Here is a 396-nt window from a genome sequence, read left to right on the forward strand (position 1 = left end):
CCGCGGTGAATGACGATCCGGTGGCCGGCACCGTCGCCGACCAGAGCACCGACGAGGACACGCCGCTCACCATCTCCAAGGCCGTGATCCTGGCCGGCGCCAGCGACGTCGATGGCGACACCATCACCTTGATCGGCGGTTCGGCCCTGGGCGGCACCGTCTCGCTTGACGCCAATGGTGACCTGGTCTGCACGCCGGATGCCAATATCAACGGGACGGGTGTCGTCACCTACACCCTGTCCGATGGCCACGGCGGCACCACCACCGGCACCTTCAACATCACCGTCGCGGCGGTGAATGATGATCCGCTGGCCGGCACCGTCGCCGATCAGAATACCGACGAGGACACTCCGCTCACCGTCGCCAAGACCCTGATCCTCGCCGGTGCCAGCGACG

1 protein-coding gene is annotated in these 396 nt (G+C 66.9%); it reads left to right on the plus strand.

What is annotated here, in order from left to right:
- Positions 1-20 precede the first annotated feature (20 nt).
- Positions 21-396, plus strand: a 376-nt coding sequence (locus tag FFK22_RS42340; RefSeq protein ID WP_306770282.1) for a cadherin-like domain-containing protein, incomplete at its 3' end; no start/stop codon positions are given.

This window comes from Mycobacterium sp. KBS0706 (genome assembly GCF_005938675.2).
In the GTDB taxonomy this organism is placed as follows: domain Bacteria; phylum Pseudomonadota; class Alphaproteobacteria; order DSM-16000; family Inquilinaceae; genus Inquilinus.